Here is a 24,947-nt window from a genome sequence, read left to right on the forward strand (position 1 = left end):
CAAACACTGGGCCGACGGCGGATCAACCGATCAAACCAACCTCGTTTTGCTGTGCTGGTTTCATCACCACCTGTTGCACGAACAGCACTGGAGTATCAAGCCCCTCGGGGGCGGCCACTTCACACTCCAAGATCCCCACGGGCAAACCCACCAAATGCGACCGCCCCAGATCGGCCTCACCCTGCCACCGGCTCAACCCCTCAACGAGCACCCGGTAGCTCCGCTCTTCAACCCGCCGGTCTGACCGCGGGCTGGCCACTCGGCGCGGCACACTGTCGATTGAGAAACGAAGACGAAACTGGTGTTGTTATCGGAAGTTCTGTTGGCCGTCCCAGGTTGGCAGTATCCGATGGACATCGACACTTCTGCATCTCCCCTCGTTGCCGACAGTCACATCGACGACGAGACTGATCCGGTGGACAACCGTCGAATCTGGGTGCAGCGTGGGGTTGTTGTTGCAATCTGGATCACGGCGGTCGTGCTGTGGCGCAACTATCAGTCAGCCAATGATCTGAGCGCCACGGGCACAGCACAAAAGTTCATCGACAGTGTCGGGAGTGCATGGTGGGGCATCCTCGCCTACGTCGGGGTCTACCTCGCCCGCCCGATCGTGCTCTTCCCTGCTTCCGTGCTCACGATCGTCGGTGGCGTGTTGTTCGGACCGGTCGTGGGTGTTATCGCCGTGATCATCGGCGCCAACCTGTCAGCCAGCATTGCGTTCGTGATCGGGCGGAGCCTCAGCGCGAAGATCGACGACACCGCCACGCTCGGCGACGAACAGCAATCGTTCATTGCACGCTGGTCGCAGCGGATGCGCGACAACAGCTTTGAGACCGTGCTCCTGACCCGATTTCTTTTCCTCCCCTACGACCTCGTTAACTACGCGGCGGGTGCACTGCGGATCAAGTACGTCCCCTTCATCACCGCCACAGCGCTCGGCTCCCTGCCGGGCACGATCTCGTTCGTGCTACTTGGTGCATCGCTCGACCGAGTCGACAAGGGCCTCGATGGCCTCAATCCCTACGCACTCGTTGCCAGCGTCGTCATCTTCGTCACCAGCCTCGTGGTCGCACGTACTCTCAAGCGGCGGAACAACACAAGCAGCGCGCCACTCCCCCTGGAACAGGAAACACCATGATTGGACATGACTCCAAGAAGACCTACAAGGCTGCGATCATCGGCGCCGGTTCCGGCGGGCTGACGATGGCTGTCGGTCTGTCTAACTTCGGCCACGACATCGTGCTGATCGAGGGCGACAAGGTCGGCGGCGACTGCACAAATGTCGGCTGTGTCCCGTCGAAGGCACTGCTCCACGCTGCTCTGGTCGGTGAGGACAACCCGCTCGGCTGGGTACGCGCGAAGCGTGACGATCTTGCCCAACGCGAAGACCACGAGATGGAAAAACACGAGAAAATCCACCTCGTGCGCGGCTGGGCCAAGCTCACCCCGAAGTCGGGCGACCACCACGTCGTCCTGGTCGACGGCCCCAACGGACAGGTCGAGGTGCATGCCGAGAACGTGATCATCAGCGGCGGATCCAAGCCGATCGTTATGCCGGTCGAGGGTCTCGGCGCGGAGCGTGTCCTGACGAACGAGAATATCTTCGAATTGGAGTCGGTTCCCGGCACGGTCGTGCTGGTCGGCGGCGGCGCCATCTCGATCGAGATGGCCACAGCGTTCGGCGACCTCGGCAGCACCGTTCACATTGTCGAACTGGCCGGCCGCCTCATGGGCAACGAAGATCCGCTCGTGTCCAGCACGATGCAAGAGGTTTTCGAATCTCGTGGAATGCAGGTGCACCTCGGCACCTCGATCGAGAGGTTCGACGAGGCCACACAGACCGCGCACCTCACGAACGGCGCAACCATTGCCGACGTCGACAAGGTCCTGATCGGGATCGGTCGTCGACCGGCGCTCGGTGACCTCCGGCTCGAAGCAGCGGGCGTTGAGACTACCAAAGGCGGCGTTGTCGCCGATACCTGGGGCCGAACGTCGGTCGACGGGGTGTACGCCGTCGGCGACATCACGGGCAACACGGCAACGACGCACGGTGCGAACTCCTTCGCCCGTCGCACGGTTCGCGCGATCGCACTCCCCCTCCCCAAAGTTGGCGACCCCCGGGTCATCCCGAATGCCGTGTACAGCCGCCCACAGATCGCCTCGGTCGGCCTCACCGTTGCCGAAGTTGATGCCATGGCTGCAGGGGGACGCAAGCGTTACGTGAAGCAACTCACCGACATCGACCGCGGGTTCACCGACGACCTCGAACACGGGTTCATCGCGGTCGACGTTGAGCGATTCACCGGCAAGATCCTGCGCGCCGTCATTGTCGGGCCCAGTGCCGCGGAAATGATCGGCATGTTTACGATCATGATCGACCACGGCATCGGCCTGCGCAAGCTGTTCGGCACGGTCCACCCGTACCCCTCGTACTCGCAGGCCGTGGGTTTCCTCGCCGACGAGTTCGCCACCGAGACGTTCCGCAGCCTTCCCCAAGAGTGGTTCGCACTCACCAAAGCCAAGATCGCCAACCGCTTCAAGAAGTAGCTGGCGTTCGGCATCGGTATGGTCGTGCTCGCATGGTTCGCCTTCTGCACACTGCACTGAGCATCCGTTGACCAGATCGGACGTCCGGCTCATTGCCAGCGACCTAGACGGAACGCTGTTCGGCCCCAACCATCTCCTCTCGCCTCGCACGATTACTGCAGTCCAACACGCCGTCGCCGCTGGCATCCACGTCGTCGCTGCCACCGGCCGATCGACGACGTCAGCGGTCCCCCGGCTCCGTCCGGCCGAGGTCATCACGACCGCAGTCTGCTCGAACGGTTCGTTAATCCACGACATGTTGAGCGGCGCCACCACCCGGTTCCCGATCGATCCGGCTCACGTCGACCGGTTCTTCGCAGCACTCACCGACATCGACGACCGGTATGCGTTCTGCTGGGAAACCGACCACGGAAACGGGTGGGATGCATCGTTTGACGACATCGCCTCGATGCACGAAGACCTCGGCGACGAGTGCGGCCTCCCGACACGCCCTACCGCCGCGCACCACACGACCAAGCTGATGGTCCGTCACCCCGAGATCACTCAGGAAGCGCTGCGCGAACACCTCGTACCTCTGCTGGTTGATCCGTTGACCGTGTCAACAAGCGGCGTGCAGTTCGTTGAAGTAACCGGCGAGGGCATCACCAAGGCATCGGCGCTCGCGCATCTCTGCAGCGACTGGGGTATCGACCGGGCACAGGTCATTGCATTCGGTGACAACCACAATGACGCCGCAATGCTCGCGTGGGCTGGCCACGGCGTCGCAATGGGCAATGCTTCGAGCCAAGCGATAGCAGCTGCAGACGAAGTGATCGGGACCAACGCCGACGATGCCGTCGCTGTGTTCATCGAATCGCTGCTCGCCCGCAACTGACCGCTACGTTCCCCTCCATGACTTTGAGATGGGGAATTGCAGCAACCGGTGGAATCGCGTCGAAGATGGCGGCGGCGCTCCAGACGCTCGACGATGCTGAGATCGTCGCCGTCGGATCCCGATCCCATGAGTCAGCAAGCAAGTTCGCCACCAAATTCGCGATCCCCCAAGCTCACGGAAGCTACGACGAACTGTTCGCCGATCCGCACGTCGACATCGTCTACATCGCCTCACCTCACAGCCACCATCGCGACATGACCGTCGCTGCGCTCGATGCCGGCAAGCACGTGCTGTGTGAGAAGGCCTTCGCCATCAACACGGCGGAGGCGACCGAAATGGTCGACGCCGCGCGCCGCAACAATCGCTTCCTGATGGAGGCGATGTGGACGTGGTTCATCCCCGGCAACGTCGAACTCAAGCGTCGCATCGCCGATGGCGCAATCGGCAAAGTACTCACCGTCGACGCCGACTTTGCCCTCAACATCCCCGCCACAGACGGGCGCCATCGACGCCCCGACCTGGCCGGCGGCGCGCTGCTCGACCTCGGTATCTACCCGGTCACATTCGCGTGCCACGTGCTCGACGAGTATCCCGACGTCGTCAAGGCCATGGGGCGCCTGACCGAGTCAGGTGTCGACGCCACACTCGCCGGTGTCGCTTCGTTCCCCGGCGGTGCACTCAGCACCTTCCAGACGTCACTCGACGGCACGAGCGGCCTCAGCGCGCGGATCGTGGGCACGGCTGGCCGCATCGATGTCGAGTCCCCGTTCTGGTTCACGTCGGCGTTCACTGTCTCTGGCGCTGACGGCGCCGCCGAGCGAATCGAGATCCCCAACGAGGGGCTCGCTCACGAAGCCGCGCACGCCATGGAGCGCATCGCGGCAGGGCACCTTGAGAGCGACGTGGTCACGCTCGACCACTCGTTGCAGACGATGCGTCTGCTCGACGAAATCCGCGCCCAGGTCGGCGTGGTCTATCCATCAGAAAGTTGAGCAAGTCGACCAAACTGACTGTGCTTGGCGTGCATCGCGGACATGATGCCGTACGCCACGATGATGGCTGTTGTCCATCCGCCCCATCGGATTCAAAACAGGATCTCGCGGCCACCTTCGACAGCCACTTCGTCGAGTAGACACCCGGGCAGGCTGCAGCGCTCCTCGAATTGGTCGAAGAGCTGGGACCATTCGCTACTGCAACCGGAAACCCCGCGTTCGGGCCGTCATTCGGGATCAACCCGTCTCACGACCCGCGTCGGCTGGATAGTCGGCGAACGACGCCTTGAAAACGCCCTGGTGCAAGAGCACCGTGGCAGCGTGCAGGCCCGTCTCGATATCGGTGAGTGTGGTTTCGGTCCACCACGACTCGACGCGGCGCGATTGACCGATGCCGACCACCTGGTGATCGAGCTGATAGCTCCGGCCAACGAACACCGGCCCGTTGACGTAGCGGACTTCGAGGTCGATGAACAGTCCGACGGACGGACGCCTGACCGGCAGGTGCGGGCCGTGCTTGTGGGCAAGGACCGACAGCATCTCGGTCGGTACAATTGGCGTGCCCCATGGGCTGTCGCCATCGGCGTTGTACCAACTGCACGGCTCGGTGATCATGTCAAGCTTCTGTTGCAGGGTGAATGGATAGAGCGGGCCGTTGTGCTCGTCAAACCCCATGGTGACCACGTGCGGCTCACGACCCTGCAGGGTGTCCATACCGACAGAGATCTGATCGATGATGTGCAGCTCGCCCGGGTCGCCCTGGCCGCGTTTGCGGCGCTCGTCGAGGTCGGTCACATCGTCGCGGCCAACGGATGCGGTCCCAGTCAGGACGGGCGTTCCATCGGCCTTCTCGGCACCGATCGTCGCCGCCGCCGCCGTTGACGGCGTGAGTGCCGGACGGACCTCTTCGCCTTCGACGACCATGTTCAGGAAATGTGAGCTGATGCAGCCGTCTTCGAACCACCGCTGGCCCCACAGGCAGACACCGAGGGGGTCGAACTGGCTGAAGTGCGTTGGCCCTTCGATCGGCGCACCGACGAGGCCGAGCTTGTCGGCGGTGTCGCCGTCGTGCACACTTGTCTGCCCGCCGATGTCTTGCTCAGCCAGCATCTGTGCTGGCGCCCGTCTGGGTCCAACAAGTGAAATCGGAGTGTCAAAGGCCATGATCCCAGTGTGCCAGGCAGTAAGCCAGAGATAGCCGCTACCGCAAGAGTCGAGACATGACCGCGCGAACGGGTGCCTCGTCGACGCCGGTGACGACTTCGACACCGCGTGCGCTGTCGAGGATGAAGGTCAAGCCGGTGAGCGCCTTCTTGTCGCGGTGCATCAGTGCGAGGAGTTCGTCAGCATCGAGGCCGGGTGGCGGCTGCGTCATGAGGTCGTACTCGCCAGCAACGACATCGCGATGCTGCTGGACTCGAGCTGCGTCGATGCGGCCCATTTCGAACCCAAGTTCGGCGGCATAGATCAAGCCGATCGCCACCGCTTCACCATGGGCGAGTTCGTGTCCGGTCGCGATCTCCAGCGCGTGCGCAAACGTATGGCCGTAGTTCAAAAGCGCACGGCGCCCACCCTCGCGCTCGTCCGATGCCACAACCTCGGCCTTGATTTCAATGCAACGGGCGACCCGCTCTTCGAGGTCCATAGCGAGGAGATCGTCCCCGGTCAAGAAGTGGTATTTCGCCATCTCGCCGAGGCCACATCGCATTTCACGGGGCGGCAACGTATCGAGGAACTCCAGGTCACACAGGACTCCGGACGGCTGCCAGTAGGCCCCCACGAGGTTCTTGCCCTCGGGCAGATTGACGCCTGTCTTGCCACCAATGGCGGCGTCGACCATGCCGAGCAGACTGGTCGACACGTGCACAACAGGAATCCCGCGGTGCCACGATGCTGCGGCGAACCCGGCGATATCGGTGACCATGCCGCCACCGACACCGATGACGACGTCGTGGCGGGTCAGGCCCATTGCTGCGAACCCACTCATCAGCGTCGCGATCGTGTCAAGCGTCTTGGCGCTTTCGCCCTGGCCGATAGTGAACGTAGTGACCTCGACGCCAGGCAATTCGATCTCAGTGGGAATGCCGACTTGCGTGACGACCGCTGCACGCTTGGCCGTGGACGGGAGCAGTGTTGCCAGTTCGGCCACGACGCCGCGACCGACAACCACATCGTAGGAACGATCGGCGAGCGGGACGGTCAGCCGGCGCATCGCAGCACCGCCTGGGCAACTTCGTTGATGCTGCGATGGTCGACTGACACAACAGCATCGGCGACCTCGGTATAGAGCGCTTCACGATCGGTGTACATCTGGCGGAGCATCCTCTCGGGGTCGTCGTCGAGCAGTGGACGGTGGACACCGTTCGTTACACGTGTGACGAGCAGGTCGACGTGTGCGAGCAGCCAGACCACATGGGCGTCACTCTCGGCGAGTGCAGAACGGTTGGCTTCGGCGAGCACGACGCCGCCGGCCGCAGCAAGAACCGCGGGCTCGCCGGCGCCGAGCATGGCGAGCAGGGTTTCGGTCTCGATTGCCCGGAACGCCGCTTCGCCGTCAGACGACCAGATCTCACGGACGGTGCGCCCGGTTCGCTCTTCGATGAGTTCGTCGGAGTCGAGCAGCGGACGGTGCAGCTTGCGGGCGAGGACGCGTCCAACAGACGACTTACCGGCGCCCATCATGCCGACAAGCACGATGTGCTTGCCCTCGCAGGCAGTCACGTCAACGAGGCCGTGAATGCCTCGGCGTTGCGAACGAACTCGTCCATCGAGTCGCCGCCGAACTTTCGTTGCGCTTCAGTGGCCAGCACGAGTGCAACCATCGTTTCCGCAACGACGCCCATGGCGGGCACCGCGGTGACGTCGGTGCGCTCTTTGAAGGACACGCCTGACTCCTTGGTGGCCGTATCGACCGTTTCGAGCGTCGGCTTGTTGAGTGTCGCGAGTGGCTTCATCGCCGCCCGGGCAACAACGAGATCGCCGGTGGTCATGCCGCCTTCGGTGCCGCCTGCAAGCGTGCTGTCGCGAACGTACTTCTTGGCGTCGGAATCCCATCTGATTGGATCGTGCGCCTCGCTCCCGCGTCGCCCGGCGACATCGAAACCGTCACCGATTTCAACACCTTTGACCGCCTGGATGCTCATGAGTGCCTGGGCAAGTGCCGCGTCGACCTTGCGGTCCCAATGGACGTGGCTGCCGAGCCCAACCGGCACACCGAAAGCCAGTACTTCGACAACGCCACCGAGGGAGTCACCTTCTTTGGCCGCAGCCTTGATCTCAGCGATCATTGCCTTGGACGCTTCGATGTCGAAGCAACGCACCTGATTCTCGTCGACCCGATCCAGGTCGGCGGGCGTCGGGCGGGGAGCGTTGCTGGCAACCCGGGCAGAACCCATCTGAATCACGTGGGAGAGGATCTCAACTCCGAGCGACTTCAGCATTTTCTTGGCGATCGCTCCGGCGGCGACCCGGGCAGCGGTTTCGCGTGCACTGGCCCGTTCGAGCACGTCACGTGCATCGGTGAAGCCGTACTTCTGCATGCCAGCGAGATCGGCGTGACCGGGGCGGACTTGCGTGAGCGGATCTTTGGTGGCACCGGGCGCTGGGCTCATCTCTTCGTGCCACTTGTCGCTACGGAACCACTCGGTGTTCTTGATTTCAATCGCCACCGGCGATCCAATAGTGCGGCCGTGACGCACACCGCCGATCAACGTGAGCTCGTCGACTTCGAAGCGCTGCCGGGGGCCGCGGCCGTAGCCGAGGCGCCGTCGACCCATTTCGGCTTGAATCTCCTCGACGGTGATCTCGAGGCCAGCAGGGAGGCCTTCCATGATGACCACGAGGCCTTGGCCATGGGACTCACCTGCGGTGAGGAAACGAAGCATCAGCCCAGACTACCGGCGGGCCAGCTCAGCCTCAGCGGCGATTCGCATGGCCGTGGTGTCAGGCATCTCGCCCAACCACCGAAGTTGTTGGAGCGCCGCCTGGTGCACCAGCATGCCGAGCCCGTCGACCGTCGTGGCTCCAATATCAGCCGCCGCACGCATCCACGCTGTTTCGAGCGGGTGATACACGAGGTCGGCAATGACCTGACCGCTTCGCAGCAGTGCCGGGTCGCATGCCATGTCGGCCTCCGTTGCATCGTCGACCGACACACCCATCCCAACGCTCGTGGCATTGATCACAATGTCGGCCCGCGTGATGTCGCTGACAATGCCGACCGATGCTGCTTTCGACAAGCTTGCTGCTTGCTCGGCACGATCACGGGTCCGGTTCAGCACGGTGATGTCGGCTGCGCCAACTCGGCCCAGCGCATCGATCACCGATCGGGCCGCTCCCCCAGCCCCGATCACCGAGATCTGAGCTCCCTCAACCTCGACACCGGCTGCTGCCAGTGAGGCCACGAACCCGGCGCCGTCAGTACTCGACCCGACGAGTTCATCGCCATCCCAGCTGACGGTGTTCACCGAGTGCAGTACTCGCGCTGCCGGATCGAGACGATCGACTGCCCGTGCGACATCTTCTTTGAGCGGCATCGTGACCGACAAGCCCGCGAGCCCCAGAAGGCGCATCGCCGACAGCGCCGCTGCTGCATCGGTGATGTCAAAGGCCGTATAGGCCCAGTTGACACCGGCCGCGTCGAAGGCGGCCTGGTGCAGAGCTGGCGACAGGCTGTGCCCCACCGGCGATCCAATGAGCGCAGCGATCCGTGGTGCGCTCATCCCCCACCGAACTCAATCCCCGCGAACTCACGGATGTTGGCTTCGTGCTGTTCGAAGGTGGCAGCGAACGCATGACCACCGTCTTCATTGGCGAGCACGTAGAAGAGGTAGAAGCACTCGGATGGGTTCGGCAGATCGACGCAGATCGGATCACCGGGTGCCGGGTTCGGTGCCGGGTTGAGTGCAGCTCTGATTGAGGCGCGTCCAGGATTGGCGATTGGCGTCGCTGGCAGCCCGTTTCGAAGGTACGTGTTCCACGGTGTGTCGATCTGGCGGATCTCAGAGAATGGAAGGTCGGGATCGATGCCGTTGCGGTCACGTCCGTAGTACACCGACGCGTCGATCTCCAGATTCATGTCGACGAACTCGCGGTTCAAGATGACGCGGGAGATCTTCGCTCGGTCTTCAGCAACCGCTGCTTCACGTTCGATCAACGACGCCACGATCAACACTTCGTATGGCGTGTAGCCCAGCTGGCGAGCTTTGGCTTCGAGGTCTTCCTGTTCTCCGACGCGCTCCATCAGGGCGACCATCCGGTCCAGGAGTTGCGCCTCTGTGTCGGCATTCGACACGGAGTACGTGTCGGGGAAGAGCAGCCCTTCGAGCGTGTTCGTTCCTGGTGGCAGCCACCTGGCGAAGACCGAGACATTCTCCGCGGCAGCGATGAACTCTGCCTCGCCCATCCGCTCGATCACGGCGTCAACACGGCGCGCCATGCGGGCAATCGTGAAGCCTTCGGGAAACGTGACGCTGGTGCTGGTCTGGGCCGGCGGGATACGCAGTCGTGCGAGCACATTGCCCATGTGATCATTCGCGCGGAGTTGGTAGAAGCCCGGGACGATGTCGATCGGCTCGTCGCCGACGTACCGCTCCCAGACACCCACGTCGGAGATGTAGCCCTCGTCAAACAGCAGCTCGGTCACGTCGTTGAAGTCGGCACCTTCGGGGACTGTGAAGCTCTGCAGCGCGCTTGGATCGCCTTCGGGGTTGATCTTGCCGAGGTACCACCAGCCGACAGCGCCGGCAATCAGGATCACGGCAGTCATCAGGACCATCGATGTGTAGACAACCCACTTGATGGGTCGGGTCTGGCGGCGCAGGCGCTCGACGGAGCCGGTTTGATCGGTGGAGTCCCACGGGTCGGTCGGCCAATCCATGGCCGGGCGGTCATCGACGTTGACGTGCGCCTCCGGAAGGAGTGGATCGAGCTGAGTCACGACGCTCCCCAAGTGTTGCGCCGATGATCGAGCCAGGCCTGCAACATCACCGCAGCGGCCATCTTGTCCACGATCAGCCGTTGCCGCTGGCCACTGAGGCCAGCCTCGCGCATCGCTGCTTCGGCAGTCACCGTGGTGAATCGCTCGTCATACATCTCCACGGGCACCCCGACCACGGTAGCCAACTGCTCCGCCTCCTTGGTGGCACCCTGTGCTGCTGGTCCGACACTGCCATCGAGCGACAACGGCAGCCCGACGACAACGAGCTCGCACTCTTCATCCCTGACCAGCTTCTTAATTTCGGCATGGTCGTGGCGCCGCGATTTTGAGCGATGCACCGTGGTCAACGCCGAAGCAATCGTGCCGGAGAGGTCGCTGACGGCAATACCGATGCGCTTGGACCCCAAGTCGACGCCGAGTGCGCGCACACCAGGGATTCGAGTCACAGCACCTGACCCACGGCCTCAGCCGCGATGGCGAGTGCGGCGGGAATGCCTGACGGGTCTTTGCCGCCAGCCGTGGCGATGTCGCCCTTTCCGCCGCCACCGCCACCAACTGCCTTGGCTGCGTCTTTGATCAGAAGCGATGCCGGCTTACTGTTGCCCGGCTGCACGGCCGCAACGAGCGCCACACCGCCGGTGTCGGTTTCACCAATCAGCACGACGACTTTGATGCCCTCGCGCTGGCGCACGGCTATGGCGAGTTCGCGCATGTCGCCAGGTGCGAGGCCATCGACCTGCGTGACAACCACGCCTTCGACGGCGATCTCGGCCAGCTCCTCCGCCCGACCTGCAGCGAGCTGTGACCGGAGCGTTTTGATCTGGTCCTGGAGGTCTTTGACTTCGTCGATCTTGCGCTGAACGCCACCGAGCAGGTCGTCGGACTGAGTACCGAGGAGCTGTGCTGCGCCGGCGATCATTGCTTCGTCGCGCTGCAGCAGCGCAACGCTCGCATCGCCTGTTATCGCCTCGATACGACGCAGGTTGGATCCAATCGACGACTCGCTGACGACCTTCACGGTGCCGATGTCGCCAGTGGCACGGACGTGCGTACCGCCACACAACTCGATCGTTGATCCGGCTTCGAGCACACGCACTATGTCGCCGTACTTGTCACCGAAGAACGCAATGGCGCCGAGCGCCTCGGCTTCGTCTTTCGTGGTTTCGAAGATTCGCGTGGGCATGTTGCCGAGCGTTTCGTGGTTGGCGATGTCTTCGATCTGCTTGATTTGTGCTGGGGTGACGGCGTCGTAGTGCGAGAAGTCGAACCGGAGACGGTCGGGGCCGACCATCGAACCGGCCTGCTTGACGTGCTCACCGAGGACGTGGCGCAATGCAGAGTGCAGCAGGTGCGTGGCGGTGTGGTTGCGACGGATCGCATCGCGGCGGAGCACGTCGATCGACGCAGTGCAGGTCTGTCCAGCAATGACGGTGCCTTCGGTGACTCGCGCGCTGTGACGACGCAGGTTCGGCAATGCGAACGTACAGTCGAGCACCGTGGCGGTGCCGGTGTCGGTGGTGATCGAACCCGTGTCTCCAACTTGGCCGCCCGACTCTGCATAGAACGGAGACGTATCGAGGAAGATCTCAACGGTCGGGTTGCCGTTGTCATCGTCAGGGCCATCGAGGATTGCCAGCACCCGACTGTCGGCAAAGTCGTCGGTGTAGCCAACGAAGTTCGTGGTACCGAATTGGTCGAGCACCTCTCGGTACGCGTCCATCGCTTCAACATCGACGCCGCCCTTGCGGGCGGCCTTGGCCCGCTCACGCTGCTCGGTCATCGATGCGTTGAACTCGTCGAGATCGACGTCGATCGCGCGTTCGCTGGCGATCTCCTGCGTGAGCTCAAGTGGGAAGCCGTACGTGTCGTGCAGCAAGAAGGCGGTGGCACCCGAGAGCTTCTCGGCGTCGGCGTTCAGTTCGCCATCGAGAATGGCGAGGCCGTTCTTGAGGGTGTGCCGGAAGCGCTCTTCTTCCTTACCGATCACGTCGGTAATGAAGCTCATGTTCTTCGTGACGTCGGGGTACGCGTCGCCCATGACCTGGCCGGCAACGGCGACGAGGCTCGGCATGACGAGCTTGTCAGTGCCGAGAAGGTAGGCAAACCGCACGGCGCGGCGGATGATGCGGCGCAGCACATAGCCGCGGGCCTCGTTGGAGGGGAAAACGCCGTCGTTCACCAACATCGTTGCCGAGCGGGCATGCTCAGCCAGAACGCGCATCGCAAAGCTTGCACGGTCGTCGTAGTCGCCCACCTTGTAGCTGTGCCCGGTGATTGAGCACGCCTCGTCAATGAGGGGCTGCATCAGGTCGGTTTCCCAGACGGAGTCAACACCTTGCATCAGCGCCAAGATGCGCTCGAGCCCTGCACCGGTATCGATCGACGGTGTCGGCAACGGTGCGCGGTTGCCATTCGCATCTTGGTTGAACTGCATGAAGACCAAGTTCCAGATCTCCATGAACCGGTCGCCGGCTGGATCACGGAGAGGGCCACCATCGGGACCGAACTCGGCGCCACGGTCGATGTGAATTTCGCTGCACGGTCCGCAGGGGCCAACATCACCCATCTGCCAATAGTTGTCTTTATCGCCGAGCCGCTGGATGCGCTCCATCGGGACACCGACCTGCTCGTGCCAGATTTGCTCGGCTTCGTCGTCCGTCTCGTGGACCGTGATCCACAACTGGTCGCCGTCAAAGCCCCAACCGCCACTCTCACGTGACGACGTCATCAGGTCCCACGCATAAGGGATTGCATCAGTCTTGAAGTAGTCGCCGAAACTGAAGTTTCCCATCATTTCGAAGAACACGAGGTGACGCTTGGTGCGACCCACTTCGTCGAGGTCGTTGTGCTTTCCGCCAGCGCGTGCACACTTCTGCGAGCTGACAGCGCGCTGGAAGGGGGGCTTTTCGTTGCCGACGAAATAGTCCTTGAACGGCACCATGCCGGCCACGTTGAACAGCACGGTCGGATCGTGCGGGATGAGGCTTGCTGACTGGACGACCGTGTGGTCCCGTGCCGCGAAATAGTCGCGGAATGAATTACGGAGTTGGTCAGCGGTCATCGCATTGGCTGCAGGGGTCGTCATATCGCCCCTCAGCCTACCGAGGCCGGTACATTCGCTGGGTGCCCATTGACGTCCACGAATGGATCAGTTTTGACGACGCCGACGAGCACCGCACGTGGGTGTTCGACGCCACGTACCTCCGATCGAACTACATGTGCATCTTCGGGTGCGGCTGCAAGGGCATTCTCGACGAACCGGCTCCCGAACTCCAGCAGGGTTGCTGCTCGTTCGGAGCGCATTTCGTCGACGAAGCCGACGTCAAGAACGTCGAGGCCCACTTCCCTCGCGTCGAGCCGAAGCACATGCAGTTCCACGCCAAGGCCGTCAAGAAGGGCTACCTGCGTGACGGTGACCCTGACAGCGAGGGAAACCCGACGACGATGACGCGGCTCGTCGAGCACGACGGCACGAAAGCCTGCATCTTCCTCAACCGGCCAGGCTTCGAAGGCGGAATCGGGTGCGCGTTACACATTGCTGCCGACGACAACAATGAGCGGATGATGGACTGGAAGCCGCAAGTCTGCTGGCAGGTCCCGCTGCGGCTCGAACACTCCGAAGATGAATCAGGCCACGTCACCTCACGCCTGCGCGAGTGGAAACGGCGCGACTGGGGCGAAGGTGGCGAGGACTTCGGCTGGTGGTGCACCGAAGAACCCGACGCATTCGTCGGAGAACAGCCCCTGTACGTCAGCGCCCGCGACGAAATCGTGGAACTGGTGGGCGCAACAATCTACGACCAGATGGTCGAATTGATGGAACGTTCCCAGTGGGTGCCACTTGAGCACCCAGTCGTCAGGCGCTGAGTCGTCAGGCGCTGGCCAGACTTACTCGTCTTGATCGTCGTCTTCGTCGTCGAACTCGACGCCATATTTGGCTGCCAGTTCGGCGTACTCGTCGACCCCCGAGTCAGCATCGTCCGTAGACGGCGACTGGGTGCGCTCTCCAAACCCGAGATCAAACGCTCCCGGGCCGGACTGCTTCAGTTTTCTCGCCTCTTCGAAACGGCGATGACGACCCTTCTTCACGAGAGGGCTCCCACACTAGAAAGTTGACATTGTCCCTGATTATACCGGTCGGTCCAGGGTTTACGGTGCACAATCCGGGCAAGAGCTCAGCTTGCACCGGGGAGCCTGTAATCTACGCATGATGCGCACAGTTGCGGTCGTGAACCAAAAGGGAGGCGTCGGAAAGACAACTGTCACACTCGGTCTTGCCTCGGCAGCCAGTGCTGCGCGGCGCCGCGTCCTCGTTGTTGACCTCGATCCGCAAGGGTCCAGTTCCTGGGTCCTCGGGGTCGATCCGGACACGGCCGACCTGACGACCAGCGATGTCCTTGACAAGGCGCCGATCAGCAAAGCAATCCAGCAGTCTGCGTGGTCAGAGTTTGTCGACGTCGTTCCCGCCGGAACCGACCTGCAAGACCTCGAGAGCGGATCGCCCGACTCACAACGTGCCCGCCGTCTCGCCAAAGCACTGGGTGCCGACATTATTGACCGTTACGACGCCGTACTGATCGATTGCCCGCCGTCGCTGGGCAACCTCACGACCAATGCGCTTGCAGCGGCGCGCCACGCACTCGTCGTGGTCGAGCCATCGGCTCTGGGCCTGCGGGGCATCGGCGGTGTCGCCGACGCCATCGACACCGTGTGGGACGACCACAACCCAGACCTCGAACTGTCGGGTGTGATCCTCAACCGTGTCCCGGCCGTGTCATCTGAAGCTGTACGTCGAATGGCCGAACTGACGCGGATCGTTGGCGCAGGCGCGGTGTGGAAGCCAGCGGTACCGCAACGAGTGGTTTTCAATCAAGCCGTCGGCGAGCGGCGACCGATCCATTCGTACGGCAGCAGGGCAACCGACCCGATCGAAGTGTTCGATCGATTGTGGTCGCGGCTGCGCAGCACGATCAATCGACGCTAATCAACTTCAGACGACCTTCGCCGTCGAAGGTCAGGCCTGCCCGACCGTCGACGAGGTCGCGGATGCCGTCACCGAGCATCGCTGCACGCCAGCCACTTGCAAGGCGGGCATCGTCATCACCGCGCAAGAACGCCACGATGTCACCCCGGGTACCGAGGAGCACAGTGTCGATTTTTTCGTCGTGGGCGAGCTGGCTGACCCACGCCGACACGAGCGTCACTGCCGGACGCAGGTTGCGATCAAGATCGTCGGGCGACTTCGGCGCCTCGGGCGCATCGTTGTCTTTGCCCACCTTGACCGCTTCGAGGATTTCTTCGGCAATACCCCCGCGCGAATGACGTTCGTCGACGCCTCGGGCCTGGCTCAGTTCCTTGAGCGAAGACGGGCCGCGCTGCGAGATGCCAAGAATTGCGAGATCGGGCAGCACTTGGCGCACAGGAATGTCGACCCGCATTGCACGCCGTTCGCGCCACGCTGCGATTGCTTGCGCAACCGCTCGCGAACTCGGACGGAGCGAGCGTGCGTCTTTGAGCCGGAGCCACGCGTTTTCGGGGTTGGCACCACTGACGGGCCGGGTCCGCAATTCTTCACAAGCATCAGCTGACCATTCGAGCCGGCCCGCTTCGGCAAGCTTGGCCACGAGGAGCTGGTGGACTTCGAGGAGGTACTCGACGTCGACGGCTGCGTACTGGCACTGGTTCTCGGTCAGTGGCCGGCGAAGCCAGTCGGTCAGGCGATCACCCTTGGCAGGGGTGACGTTGATTTCGCCTTGCAGCAACGCAACCAGTGAGGGTGTGCCATACCCGACGAAGCCTGCCGCAAGCTGTGTGTCAAACATCTGCCTCGGCACCGAGCCGATGGAATGCATCATGACGTCGAGGTCTTGCTGGGCAGCGTGGATCACACAAAGTGCGTCGGTGTCGAAGACTCGGCCGAACACCCTGACGTCGACAACGAGCGGATCGATCAGTGCAAGACGCTGCGTTTTCGTACCGTCGTCTTCGATCTCGTGCCAGGCGATCTGAATGAGGGCGAGCTTCGGGAAGTAGGTGCGCTCGCGATGAAACTCGGTGTCGAGTGCGTACCGGTCGACGCCGACCAGCACGTCGATGATTGCATCGAGATCGGCCTGATCTTCGACGTACTCGTAGTCGATCTCGGCGGGGGCATTGCCACCGCCGGGCTGCTTCTTGCGTTCGGGTCGGACTCCTGATCGGGCCATGTCAGGCTCCTTCTACTGTTTCGTGGCCAGCAGCCCACCAAGCCATCATGCCGCCAGCGACGTTGACGACGTTTTTGCCTTGTGCCTCGGCGTACTCACACGCACGAAAGCTTCGACCACCGACCTTGCACATCACGTAGGTGGGTTGTTCGGCACCATCCGCGCCGAATGCATCGAGGCGCTCGGGCACCGTAGCGAGCACGACGTGCACGGCGCGACCAATGTGGCTGTTCGCCCACTCATCGTCTTCGCGCACGTCAACGAGCCGAGTCGATTCGTCGGCCGCAAGCAGTCTGTGCAGTTGTTCCACCGTGATTTCCGAGATCGCCACGCAGCGACCTTACTGGCCACCCTCGTCGTCGCGTAATGTTCCCCGCAGGAGATCCTCCGGACGGTTGATGTTGCGCATCTCGCTGGCGTCGATCGCCACGGTCGCAACGTCGAACAATGCAAGGACCTCGTGGATTGCTCGGGTACCGGTCTCGAAGGCCGCTTCAATCGGCGCGATCGTCTGCACACTCCAAACAGCAAAGGCGGGTTCGAGCCGATCGGTCATGGCCACGACGACATCCGTCTCGGCCTGCACTGCGTCGAGCATGCGTTCAACAGCGCCAGCAGTCAGTCCCGGAAGATCGCATGCTGCGACCACGACATGGGTTGCGGCGCCATGATGGTGCTGGTGATGGTGCTGGTGATGGTGCTGGTGATGATGGAGGGCCGTGAGTACCCCGCCGACCGGACCCTCGCCTGGGTACATGTCTGCGATCACCGGAAGGTCGAGCGGGGCAAGCTCGGTCGGGTCGCCGCCGACGAGCACGATGTCACGACATCCGGCCGCCGCGAGTGCGTTGGCAACATGAGTTGCCATCGGCAGCCCACCGACGTCGATCAACGCCTTGGTCCGGCCCATACGACGGCTGTGGCCGCCAGCCAAGACTGCTCCGGCGACGTGCATCGATCAGGTGGTGGGAATGCCGGTCGGGTCGAGCTGCAGCAGGAAAATGTGGATCCGCTCGGCTTCGTCATGTTCGCCGATCTCGGCCGCCATTGCACCCAGGCCAACGAGGGCCCGCAGGAACCCGTGGTTGGTCGGCGCTGCCCAGCGCACGTAGCCACTCCCCCGCCAACCGTTGGCCCGCAGTGTGTCGAGGCCACGGTGGTACCCGACGCGGTAGGCGGCGTATCGCTCGATGGTGTCGCGACCCAGGTCGCCCAGCTCGGCCCAACCGGCCAGGAAACGCGGCGACGCAGCGACCACAGCCGCAACGCCAGAGCGCCGCTCGTCGCCGGACAATTGGAGCGCTGCGGCGAGCCCTGCGGAATCGGCCGGGTCGGCTGCGGGCAGCACGGTGGTCGGAAGGCCTGAAGAGAAGTTGATCGCAATGTCGCTCATTGCAACCAAGCGTATCGGTCACCTCCACACCCGGACAGAAAGACCTAGGCTGCAAGGATGCTCGCTCTGACCTTGGAATCTGCCAAGACCATCGCCATTGCGGTCGTTGTCGTCTTTGTCCTCGCGGCGTTCCTCGCCGCCTGGATCATGAAAACGATCGTCCAGAAGGTTGCGACGGTTATCGTGCTCGCGCTGCTGGCGTTTGCGGTCTCTACCCAGCGCACGTCGCTGCAAGACTGCGCCGACAAGGTGCAGGGGAACTTCGATCAAGTCGGGACCAACGTCACGGTCACCGATACCGATTGCTCCTTCTTCGGAACGACGATCACGATCAAAGACCCGCGTGTTGACGAAGACGCTGCGTGAGCACCGCAACATCTGAGCGGCCTGAAGCCGACACACTCGACCGGTCGACGCTGACCCGTCTCACCGGCGCGAAGGCAATGGCGAACACGGCACTGCGCTGGATTCCACCGTTTCTTCCGACGCTCGAGCGTGCATTCGGCGTGTCAACAACGCAGCTGACAACGGTCCTTGGCCTCGGCGAAGCCGCCGGCCTGTCGACGATGGTCATCGGCAAGCAACTCGACCGCGGTCGTGAGCGACTCGTCATGATTGGTGGCCTGTCGGCAATCGCGCTGTCGTCAGTGATCGCACTCGGCGGTTCGATCTGGACCTTCGCGATCGCATTCACCATGTTGATCCTTGGTGTTGCAAACTTCACCGTCGGCGGCCACGCCTGGATCAGCCACCGCGTCCACTACAGCCGGCGTGCTCGATCGATCGGCATCTTCGAGACGTCCTGGGCGTTCGCACTCTTGATTGGCGGACCCATCGTGGCCGTCCTGATCAACCTCTGGGGCTGGCGAGCGCCGTTCGTTTTTATGGCTGTCGGCTGCACGATCGCAGCATTCGTCGTCGCCGTGACGCTGCCTGCGCCAGGTCCGGTCACGAAACAGGCCGGGTCACCCGCAACCGGAGCGACGCGCTTAACGCTGCGGGCCTGGCTCGTCGTGATCGGGTCGGCAACGATGGCCATGGCAGGCCTGTCGGTGTTCGTCATCTCCGGCTCGTGGCTCGACGATGAGTTCGGGGTGTCGACCGGTGGGCTTGGCTTCATCGTCATGGGCTTCGGAGCGTTCGAACTCATTGCAAGTGGCGGATCGGCGGCCCTTGCCGATCGAATCGGAAAAATGCGCTCGTCACTCGGCGGACTGGTCGTGTTGGCCTGCGGTCTGCTTGTGATGCTCAGTGCCGGTGACCGCCTCGCCGTGGGCGTCATCGGGATCCTCATGCTGCTCATTGGCTTCGAGTACGGGTTCGTCACATCACTCTCGCTCGTCAGCGAAGCGATGCCTGAAGCACGCGGTTCGACGCTCGCTGTCGGCAACGCCGTCGGCACACTCACCCGCGGCAGCGGAGTGATTCTCAGCGGCTGGCTCTACGGCATCCACGGCATCGCTGGCACTGCGGCCCTGTCCGCCACAGCGGCCGCTATTGCCGCAACCTGTTTCGTCCTCAGCCGCCGGTTCTGACCGGCGCTGCAAAGTCGGCCAGCAGGGTCGCGAGTTCGCCCGGGTGGGTATTGGGCGCACCGTGACCGGCACCATCCAGTCGGAAGTAGTCGGCCGATGGGATCTGCTCGCTCAGCCACTGCATGCCACGCTGGTGATGGGGTCGGCCCATCTCACCACACATCGCAAGCAGCGGGATTTTCACTGCCTCTGCAGCCCACGGTGTGCCACGCCGGAGGTCGGTGATCTCGTCGACCATTGCAGCACCTTCGGCCCGTCGATCGGCCCGCGTGCCGGACGGAAGTTGTTCCCAGCGCGCGTCGCCGATCAGCCGGCGCATGAAGATCTCTGCAGCTTCGGCCGGGTCGGTCGCACCGACCGCCGCACCGCCGGCTGTTCCACCAGGCCACCAATCGAGCCATGACAGCGGCGTTTCATAGAGAGCCGCGTGTCGAATCAGGTCGGGGTGCTGTTCGACTACACCGAGCACAACGTTGCCGCCGAAGCTGTGGCCAAATGCAAGGTCGACGACTCGTCCCGGTGTGTGCGTTTGCAGGACGCCAGCGAGATCGGCAACGTGCTGCTCGATGGAGTTCTTCCCGCCAACGTCACGTGACCGGCCATATCCACGCCGGTCGTAACGCAGCACGTGGAACCGTGTGTCGAGGCGACGACTCAGCCGCAGCATGCCTGCAGAACGATCCATCGTCCCGTGGACCAACACTGCCAGCGGCAGCGTTGGATCACCGGATGTTTCAGCCCAGAGATCAGTCGACATGGACAATGCGCATGACGTCAGACGCCGCACGGCCCACCCAGGAGCGCTTCGCGTCGCCGACAGGGAGTTGTTGACTCTTGTTCGGTGAACCGGCCAACACCAACACGGTCTCACCATGGTGAATGATCCCTGCGCGGAGTGCTGTCTCGACAGCGAACCACACCATCTCGTCGGTCGACTCGTACGTGTCGACCTGCATCGGGGTGACGCCCCACGTCATGGCGAGGCTGCGGACCATTGCCGCGTCGGGTGAGAGCGCCACCATTGCGGCATCGGGCCGGAACCGTGCCATCGCCCGAGCCGTGCGGCCGCTCTGGGTGCAGCAGAGGATCGCCGACGCGCCTGCACCGATCGCGGCCTGTGATGCTGCGTGCGTGAGCGCTGCGGTAACTCGATCACCGTGCTCCATCGGCTCGAAGCGACCATCGAGTTGCACCCGGCCCAAACGATTCGCCCACTGGCGATAGCTGGCCTCCGACTCGGCGCGTTCGGCAATCTTGCCCATCGTGGTGACGACCGCAACCGGGTCGCGGCCGATGGCCGTTTCGCCAGACAGCATCACTGCGTCGGTGCCGTCGAATACCGCGTTGGCCACGTCGCTCACTTCGGCGCGAGTTGGTGCTGACGAGGTGATCATCGACTCGAGCATCTGCGTCGCAGTGATGACCGGCACACCGGCTTCGACGCAGTGCCGGATGATCATCTTCTGGAGATGCGGGACGTCTTCGATCGGGCAGTCGATGCCCAGGTCGCCACGAGCAACCATCACCGCATCAGATACGGCGACGATTTCAGTCAGGTTGGCGATCGAGGTACTCGTCTCAATCTTCGCAACGAGCCTGGCGCGGGTGCCGACAACGTCGCGCACGCGCTGCACGTCGACGGCCTGGCGCACAAACGAGACCGCCACGAACTCGACCCCGGCACTCGCCATTTCCTCGGCGAGGACGAGATCTTCTTCGGTCGGCGTGGTCAGACGGAGCTTCTCGGACGGCAGGTGAACGCCAGGTTGGCCGTTCACGGTTCCACCTGTTTCGACGCGAGCGAGAGCGAACTCGTTGCCGACAGACTGCACCGACATGGAGATCGCACCATCACCGAGCATGACGCGGCCGCCGACGATCAGATCTTCGAGGAGCGTCTCGTACTGGACGTAGATGCAGTTCTCGTCGCTGGGCTCGTCACCGGCGCGGAGCTGGATTTCCCTGCCGACGACCAACCGTGACCCTCCTTCCGGGAAACGACCGGAACGGACCTTCGGGCCGGGCAGATCGGCCAACACCGCGACTTCTTTACCAACGGCATCGGCGGCGGCACGCACACTTGCGAGCCGCACCAGATGTTCGTCGATAGTGCCGTGGCTGAGGTTCAAGCGGACCACGTCGACACCTGCGCGCATGAGGTCCTGCAGCACCACTGGCGTGTCGCTGGCTGGGCCGATTGTGGCCACGATCTTAGTTCGGCGGGTCATATCTGCTTGTCTATCGTATGTGGAGTTGTTGTTGGTCCGTCATGCCCTGCCGATTCGCAAGGAACTGGAGCACGGCGCTGCCGACCCAGAGCTGTCTGACGACGGCCTTGCGCAAGCGGCACTACTCGCCCAGTACCTCGCATCGGAGCACCTCGATGCTGTCTATGCCAGCCCAATGAACCGTGCGCGCCAGACCGCTGAGCCGGTCGTCGCTGATCGAGATCTCGAATTGCATTTCCGCGACGGCTTGGCCGAGTTCGACCGACACAGTTCGGAGTACATCCCTGTCGAGGAGCTCAAGGCTTCGGGCGATCCACGTTGGCAGCAAATGCTCAATGGCGAGTGGGATTCCGACGAGTCACATGAAGAGTTCCACCAGCGAACCGTCGGCGCAATCGAAGCGATTATCGACGATCATCGCGGCCACCGCGTCGCCGTGGTCTGCCATGGTGGAGTCATCAACGCTTACCTGACCACGATCATGAAGATGGGCGAAGAGTTCGGACGAGGGTTCTTCTATCCGAACTACACCTCGATTCATCGAGTTGCAGCGTCGTCCAACGGCGACCGCTCAGTGGTCACAATCAACGAAACAAGCCACCTCCGTAACAGCGGGCTGCCCATGGGGCTCTTCCAGAAGGGCTGACTGTGACGCAGACAAATGAAATCGCGGACCTCATCGCCTACCTCGACGCATCGCCCTCGCCACGGCACGCCGTCGCGTCGACTGTTGCTCGTCTCGCTGGGTTCGACCAGGTCGATGAGACTGCTGCCTGGGTCGATGTTCCCCAGCGCGGCTACGTCGTTCGTGGCGGGGCGATCGTTGCCTGGGTGATTCCCGATGGTGCCGCTGCGACGATGCCATTTCGCATTGCCGGCGCTCACACCGACTCGCCGTGCCTTCGAGTCAAACCGCGGCCCGACAAGAGCAGCGTCGGCTGGAAACAGCTCGGTGTCGAGGTGTATGGCGGGATCCTCAACAACACCTGGCTCGACCGTGACCTCGGAGTGGCTGGTCTGCTGGTCGCGACCGACGGCTCGACATCACTCGTCGACGTCCGTACCCCGATCGCCCGAGTACCCCAGCTCGCGGTACATCTCGACCGAGGCGTGAACGACACCGGATTGATCCTCGACCGGCAGCAGCACCTGGCACCGGTCTGGGGGGTAGGCAGTAGCGCACCTGGCGACTTCGCGCGCTGGATCGGCGAGCAGGCCGGCCTCGACGCCGCTCCGGCATGGTGGGAGCTGTGCCTGTACGACGTCCAGGGCGCCGCCTTGATCGGTGCTGACCAATCGATGCTCGCATCGGGCCGCCTCGACAACCTGCTGTCCTGCTGGGCAGCCACCTCAGCGCTCACCGCTGCCGCGCCGTTGGACCACATCGCCATCATCGTGCTCAACGATCATGAGGAGGTCGGATCGATGAGTACGACCGGCGCGGCCGGCCCGCTACTCGAAGCGGTGCTCGATCGACTGGTTGCCTCCCGAGGCGGGTCGTCCGACGACTTCCATCGGACAATGGCCGGGTCGATGTGTATCTCGGCCGACAACGCTCATGCAATCCATCCGAACTATCCGGAGTGCCACGAGCCGGGCCATCACCCGGTCATCAACGCCGGCCCCGCCCTCAAAGTCAATGCAAATCAGCGCTACGCAACATCCGCTGAAACCGCTGCGGCGTTCCAGCGGGCGTGCGAATCCGCAGATGTGCCGTGGCAAGTGTTCGTCTCACGCAACAACATGCCGTGCGGCTCGACCATTGGCCCGATCACCTCGACGCGGCTGGGTATCGCCACGGCCGACATCGGTGTGCCGCAACTGTCGATGCATTCAGCTCGCGAACTCTGCGGCGCCGACGACCCAGCCCACCTCGCAAACGCACTGACTGCTTTCTTCGACTGAGTGTCACACCCCGGCCTGACAACACTTCATTTGATTTTGGATTGGGCCTCGTCGTAGAGCCGTTGAATTTCTCCGTGTAATTGTGCGGTCGTGGCTTTGATGGCAACGCGTGAGGCGCGACCGTTCTCGCCGACTTCGACTCGCAGTGGTGCGCCAATCACAATCTTCACTTTCCGCGGGAAGACGAACTTCGCGCCACGCGGCATGACACGGTCTGAGCCAGCGATTCCGACAGGAATGATCGGGACACCCGATTTCGATGCCAGGTACGCGGCACCATCGAACAATGGCTGGACCGTCGGTCCGTCCTTACGCTCCCCTTCCGGGAACAACACGAGCGGTTCACCCGCATCGAGCACCGCCAGGCAGCGCATCAGCGCCTCGCGGTCGACGGTGCCACGAGAGACAGGGAACGCTCCAAGCGCTGAGATCAACTTTCCGACGCTGGCGAACTTCCACATCGAATCCTTCCCCATGTACCGGATCCGGCGACGGCTGATACACGCCGAGATGGGCGTGTCGACGTAGCTGCGGTGAACCGGTGCGATGACGTAACCACCGGTGGTCGGGAGGTGCTCACGGCCCTCGATCGACATCCGCGTGTACAGTTGCGTGAAGCCGCACGCGAAGGTTCTGATCACCCGATAGAGCGCCCTGCTGCCAAACGACTGCCCAGCGAAGCCCGTCTCAACTCTGGCCATGCGGCAGCAGTCCCAGGATCTGTTCGACGACTTCGTTGATTGACAGACCACTCGTATCTACGACGATCGACCCGGATGCCTCGGTCAGCGGACTGTCGTCACGCGTCGAGTCTTTCCGATCACGCTCGATGATCGATGCTTCGACCTCGTTGACATCGCCACCAATTTCGGCCACTCGGCGTTCCGCGCGTACTCGCGGAGAGGCAGTGATGTACAGCTTGAGTGGCGCGTCAGGAAAAACGACCGACCCGATGTCGCGACCCTCGACGACTGCACCGCCGCGTGCCGCAACCCATTCACGCTGTCGACGGACCAGTTCTGCACGGACCGAACTATTTGCGGCAACCGCACTGACCGCCGAGGTCACTTCGCGGCCGCGAATCTCGATCGTTGCATCGACGCCATCGACTGTGAGGCCCTCGCCATCGAGCCGAATGTCGATGGCGGCTGCAACACGAGCGACCGATTCGCCATCGCTTGGATCGAGCCCACGACGCAGCACGCCGAACGTGACGCCGCGATACATCGCACCGGTGTCGAGATAGTCAAGGCCCAGCCGCGCTGCTACCGCGCGACCAACTGTGCTCTTCCCAGCGCCAGCCGGGCCATCGATCGCAACGACCAACAT

At 63.0% G+C, this 24,947-nt stretch carries 28 protein-coding genes; 11 read left to right on the forward strand and 17 right to left on the reverse strand.

Annotation, left to right across the window (positions count from 1 at the left end; genetic code table 11):
* The 5 genes from ACH2EI_RS00480 to ACH2EI_RS00500 all read left to right on the forward strand — a co-directional run.
* The coding region (locus ACH2EI_RS00480; protein ID WP_395152397.1) for an HNH endonuclease signature motif containing protein at positions 1 to 244 on the forward strand (244 nt) is incomplete at its 5' end.
* 105 nt (positions 245 to 349) lie between these two features.
* A complete protein-coding gene (locus tag ACH2EI_RS00485; protein ID WP_395155288.1) occupies positions 350 to 1,138 on the forward strand; it encodes a TVP38/TMEM64 family protein in 789 nt (262 codons plus the stop codon).
* Positions 1,135 to 2,547 carry a dihydrolipoyl dehydrogenase family protein gene (locus ACH2EI_RS00490; protein ID WP_395155289.1) on the forward strand — a complete coding sequence of 471 codons (1,413 nt, stop codon included), beginning with the start codon at positions 1,135 to 1,137 and terminating at the stop codon, positions 2,545 to 2,547. Before ACH2EI_RS00485 ends, ACH2EI_RS00490 begins: the two co-directional genes overlap by 4 nt.
* A 67-nt stretch (positions 2,548 to 2,614) precedes the next feature.
* On the forward strand, positions 2,615 to 3,421 hold the full coding sequence (locus tag ACH2EI_RS00495; protein ID WP_395155290.1) for a Cof-type HAD-IIB family hydrolase: 807 nt from the start codon (positions 2,615 to 2,617) through the stop codon (positions 3,419 to 3,421).
* Positions 3,422 to 3,438: 17 nt separating this feature from the next.
* Positions 3,439 to 4,413, forward strand: a complete 975-nt coding sequence (locus ACH2EI_RS00500) for a Gfo/Idh/MocA family protein (protein ID WP_395155291.1) — start codon at positions 3,439 to 3,441, stop codon at positions 4,411 to 4,413.
* 237 nt (positions 4,414 to 4,650) lie between these two features.
* Here ACH2EI_RS00500 and ACH2EI_RS00505 read toward each other — a convergent pair whose 3' ends face one another.
* Genes ACH2EI_RS00505 through alaS form a run of 8 tightly spaced genes read right to left on the reverse strand, consistent with a single transcriptional unit; the run spans position 4,651 to position 13,436 of the window.
* A complete protein-coding gene (locus ACH2EI_RS00505) occupies positions 4,651 to 5,577 on the reverse strand; it encodes a hypothetical protein (protein WP_395155292.1) in 927 nt (308 codons plus the stop codon).
* 37 nt (positions 5,578 to 5,614) lie between these two features.
* The gene (locus ACH2EI_RS00510; protein ID WP_395155293.1) at positions 5,615 to 6,625 is read right to left on the reverse strand and encodes a 3-dehydroquinate synthase family protein; all 1,011 of its coding nucleotides are present in this window, start codon (positions 6,623 to 6,625) and stop codon (positions 5,615 to 5,617) included.
* Positions 6,613 to 7,134, reverse strand: coding sequence for a shikimate kinase (locus ACH2EI_RS00515; RefSeq protein WP_395155294.1), 522 nt, complete (start codon positions 7,132 to 7,134; stop codon positions 6,613 to 6,615). The genes ACH2EI_RS00510 and ACH2EI_RS00515 overlap by 13 nt, the downstream gene beginning before the upstream one ends.
* Complete coding sequence (gene aroC, locus ACH2EI_RS00520; protein WP_395155295.1) at positions 7,131 to 8,297, reverse strand: chorismate synthase; 1,167 nt, start codon at positions 8,295 to 8,297, stop codon at positions 7,131 to 7,133. Before aroC ends, ACH2EI_RS00515 begins: the two co-directional genes overlap by 4 nt.
* A 9-nt stretch (positions 8,298 to 8,306) precedes the next feature.
* The gene (aroE, locus tag ACH2EI_RS00525) at positions 8,307 to 9,134 is read right to left on the reverse strand and encodes a shikimate dehydrogenase (protein ID WP_395155296.1); all 828 of its coding nucleotides are present in this window, start codon (positions 9,132 to 9,134) and stop codon (positions 8,307 to 8,309) included.
* The gene (gene mltG, locus ACH2EI_RS00530; protein ID WP_395155297.1) at positions 9,131 to 10,351 is read right to left on the reverse strand and encodes an endolytic transglycosylase MltG; all 1,221 of its coding nucleotides are present in this window, start codon (positions 10,349 to 10,351) and stop codon (positions 9,131 to 9,133) included. Before mltG ends, aroE begins: the two co-directional genes overlap by 4 nt.
* Positions 10,348 to 10,797 (reverse strand): Holliday junction resolvase RuvX, encoded by a 450-nt coding sequence (ruvX, locus tag ACH2EI_RS00535; RefSeq protein ID WP_395155298.1) that lies wholly within the window; start codon positions 10,795 to 10,797, stop codon positions 10,348 to 10,350. The genes mltG and ruvX overlap by 4 nt, the downstream gene beginning before the upstream one ends.
* Positions 10,794 to 13,436 carry an alanine--tRNA ligase gene (alaS, locus tag ACH2EI_RS00540; RefSeq protein ID WP_395155299.1) on the reverse strand — a complete coding sequence of 881 codons (2,643 nt, stop codon included), beginning with the start codon at positions 13,434 to 13,436 and terminating at the stop codon, positions 10,794 to 10,796. Before alaS ends, ruvX begins: the two co-directional genes overlap by 4 nt.
* Positions 13,437 to 13,474: 38 nt before the next feature.
* On the opposite strand from alaS, the gene ACH2EI_RS00545 reads away from it, so the two are divergent.
* Positions 13,475 to 14,218, forward strand: coding sequence for a hypothetical protein (locus ACH2EI_RS00545; RefSeq protein WP_395155300.1), 744 nt, complete (start codon positions 13,475 to 13,477; stop codon positions 14,216 to 14,218).
* Positions 14,219 to 14,239: 21 nt separating this feature from the next.
* Here ACH2EI_RS00545 and ACH2EI_RS00550 read toward each other — a convergent pair whose 3' ends face one another.
* Positions 14,240 to 14,440, reverse strand: a complete 201-nt coding sequence (locus ACH2EI_RS00550; RefSeq protein ID WP_395155301.1) for a hypothetical protein — start codon at positions 14,438 to 14,440, stop codon at positions 14,240 to 14,242.
* A gap of 121 nt (positions 14,441 to 14,561) precedes the next feature.
* Here ACH2EI_RS00550 and ACH2EI_RS00555 point away from each other — a divergent pair, with 121 nt between their 5' ends.
* A complete protein-coding gene (locus ACH2EI_RS00555) occupies positions 14,562 to 15,335 on the forward strand; it encodes a ParA family protein (protein ID WP_395155319.1) in 774 nt (257 codons plus the stop codon).
* On the opposite strand, the gene ACH2EI_RS00560 is transcribed toward ACH2EI_RS00555, so the two are convergent.
* From ACH2EI_RS00560 to ACH2EI_RS00575, 4 genes are read right to left on the reverse strand one after another with little or no spacing between them, the layout of a single operon-like run.
* The gene (locus tag ACH2EI_RS00560; protein ID WP_395155302.1) at positions 15,322 to 16,557 is read right to left on the reverse strand and encodes a ribonuclease D; all 1,236 of its coding nucleotides are present in this window, start codon (positions 16,555 to 16,557) and stop codon (positions 15,322 to 15,324) included. The two genes, ACH2EI_RS00555 and ACH2EI_RS00560, sit on opposite strands and share 14 nt — an antisense overlap.
* Before the next feature lies 1 nt (position 16,558).
* Complete coding sequence (locus tag ACH2EI_RS00565) at positions 16,559 to 16,888, reverse strand: rhodanese-like domain-containing protein (protein ID WP_395155303.1); 330 nt, start codon at positions 16,886 to 16,888, stop codon at positions 16,559 to 16,561.
* A gap of 9 nt (positions 16,889 to 16,897) precedes the next feature.
* Positions 16,898 to 17,512 carry a molybdenum cofactor guanylyltransferase gene (locus ACH2EI_RS00570; RefSeq protein ID WP_395155304.1) on the reverse strand — a complete coding sequence of 205 codons (615 nt, stop codon included), beginning with the start codon at positions 17,510 to 17,512 and terminating at the stop codon, positions 16,898 to 16,900.
* 3 nt (positions 17,513 to 17,515) lie between these two features.
* Positions 17,516 to 17,950: a DUF3151 family protein gene (locus ACH2EI_RS00575; RefSeq protein ID WP_395155305.1), complete on the reverse strand. Its 435-nt coding sequence runs from the start codon at positions 17,948 to 17,950 to the stop codon at positions 17,516 to 17,518.
* Between the two features lie 57 nt (positions 17,951 to 18,007).
* Between ACH2EI_RS00575 and ACH2EI_RS00580 the strand changes: the two genes are divergently transcribed.
* Together ACH2EI_RS00580 and ACH2EI_RS00585 are read left to right on the forward strand one after the other, a co-directional pair.
* Positions 18,008 to 18,316, forward strand: a complete 309-nt coding sequence (locus tag ACH2EI_RS00580; RefSeq protein WP_395158832.1) for a hypothetical protein — start codon at positions 18,008 to 18,010, stop codon at positions 18,314 to 18,316.
* Positions 18,313 to 19,485 (forward strand): MFS transporter, encoded by a 1,173-nt coding sequence (locus tag ACH2EI_RS00585; protein ID WP_395155307.1) that lies wholly within the window; start codon positions 18,313 to 18,315, stop codon positions 19,483 to 19,485. Before ACH2EI_RS00580 ends, ACH2EI_RS00585 begins: the two co-directional genes overlap by 4 nt.
* Here ACH2EI_RS00585 and ACH2EI_RS00590 read toward each other — a convergent pair.
* Positions 19,469 to 20,242, reverse strand: a complete 774-nt coding sequence (locus tag ACH2EI_RS00590) for an alpha/beta fold hydrolase (RefSeq protein WP_395155308.1) — start codon at positions 20,240 to 20,242, stop codon at positions 19,469 to 19,471. The two genes, ACH2EI_RS00585 and ACH2EI_RS00590, sit on opposite strands and share 17 nt — an antisense overlap.
* Positions 20,232 to 21,713, reverse strand: coding sequence for a pyruvate kinase (gene pyk / locus ACH2EI_RS00595; protein ID WP_395155309.1), 1,482 nt, complete (start codon positions 21,711 to 21,713; stop codon positions 20,232 to 20,234). The genes ACH2EI_RS00590 and pyk overlap by 11 nt, the downstream gene beginning before the upstream one ends.
* Positions 21,714 to 21,732: 19 nt before the next feature.
* Here pyk and ACH2EI_RS00600 point away from each other — a divergent pair, with 19 nt between their 5' ends.
* Positions 21,733 to 22,359, forward strand: a complete 627-nt coding sequence (locus ACH2EI_RS00600) for a histidine phosphatase family protein (protein WP_395155310.1) — start codon at positions 21,733 to 21,735, stop codon at positions 22,357 to 22,359.
* Between the two features lie 2 nt (positions 22,360 to 22,361).
* Positions 22,362 to 23,618, forward strand: coding sequence for a M18 family aminopeptidase (locus ACH2EI_RS00605; protein ID WP_395155311.1), 1,257 nt, complete (start codon positions 22,362 to 22,364; stop codon positions 23,616 to 23,618).
* Positions 23,619 to 23,644: 26 nt separating this feature from the next.
* On the opposite strand, the gene ACH2EI_RS00610 is transcribed toward ACH2EI_RS00605, so the two are convergent.
* Both ACH2EI_RS00610 and cmk read right to left on the reverse strand, forming a co-directional pair.
* The gene (locus ACH2EI_RS00610; protein ID WP_395155312.1) at positions 23,645 to 24,319 is read right to left on the reverse strand and encodes a lysophospholipid acyltransferase family protein; all 675 of its coding nucleotides are present in this window, start codon (positions 24,317 to 24,319) and stop codon (positions 23,645 to 23,647) included.
* Positions 24,306 to 24,947: a (d)CMP kinase gene (cmk, locus tag ACH2EI_RS00615; protein ID WP_395155320.1), complete on the reverse strand. Its 642-nt coding sequence runs from the start codon at positions 24,945 to 24,947 to the stop codon at positions 24,306 to 24,308. Before cmk ends, ACH2EI_RS00610 begins: the two co-directional genes overlap by 14 nt.

It is taken from the genome of Ilumatobacter sp. (assembly GCF_041688325.1).
Classification (GTDB): domain Bacteria; phylum Actinomycetota; class Acidimicrobiia; order Acidimicrobiales; family Ilumatobacteraceae; genus Ilumatobacter_A.